This window comes from Kineococcus lubricus, from assembly GCF_050871965.1.
In the GTDB taxonomy this organism is placed as follows: Bacteria; Actinomycetota; Actinomycetes; order Actinomycetales; family Kineococcaceae; genus Kineococcus.
On record NZ_JBJLSK010000074.1, the window covers coordinates 1 to 1,021 of the forward strand.

The following is a 1,021-nucleotide window of genomic DNA, read 5'->3' on the forward strand; positions in this document are numbered from 1 at the left end:
AGCAGTACTCCCTGGGGGTCCTGCACGGCGACGGCATCGGCCCGGAGATCGTCCCCGCGTCCGTGAAGATCCTCGACGCGGCGATGGCCGCCGCCGGCGCGGCCCCCATCGCGTGGACCGAACTGCCCCTGGGACGCACCGCGATCGACGAGTACGGCGAGCACACCCCCGCCAAGACCCTCGACGCCCTCGACGAGGTCGACGGCTGGCTCCTGGGCCCGCACGACAGCGCCGCCTACCCCGAGCCGTACCGCTCCCAGCTCAACCCCTCGGGGACCATCCGCAAGCACTTCGGCCTGTTCGCCAACATCCGCCCGGCCAAGGCGTTCCGCGGTGGCAACGCCATCGTCGAGGGCACCGACCTGGTCATCGTCCGGGAGAACACCGAGGGTTTCTACGCCGACCGGAACACCTTCGCCGGCACCGGCGAGATGATGCCCACCCCGGACGTGGCGATCATGCACGGCATCATCACCCGCGCCGCCACCGAGCGCATCGCCCACGAGGCGTTCCAGCTGGCCCGGACCCGCTCGAAGAAGGTCACGATCGTCCACAAGGCGAACGTGCTGAAGATGACCACCGGCCTGTTCCGCGACGTGTGCCGCGAGGTCGCCCAGCAGTACCCCGACGTGACCGTCAACGACTTCCACATCGACGCCGCCACCGTCCACCTGGTCCGCCGGGCGGACAAGTTCGACGTCATCGTCACCGAGAACATGTTCGGCGACATCCTGTCCGACCTGGCCGGTGAGGTGGCCGGTTCCCTGGGCATCGCCCCCTCGATCAACTCCTCGGCCACCCACGCCATGGCGCAGGCCTCGCACGGCTCGGCCCCCGACATCGCCGGGCGCGACATCGCCAACCCCATCGCGATGATCCTGTCCTCGGCGATGCTGCTGCGCTGGCTGGCGGCGAAGTTCGACGACGCGAAGGTGTCCCGGGCCGCCGACGTCGTCGAGGCGGCCGTCGACCTCGTCGTCTCCGAGGGCACCACCACCCCCGACATGGGCGGCACGGCCTC

1 protein-coding gene is annotated in these 1,021 nt (G+C 70.2%); it reads left to right on the forward strand.

All coding sequences use genetic code 11. The features are described 5' to 3' along the window. On the forward strand, positions 1-1,021 hold a 1,021-nt coding region (locus ACRYRX_RS22580), incomplete at both ends, for an isocitrate/isopropylmalate dehydrogenase family protein (protein WP_432515446.1).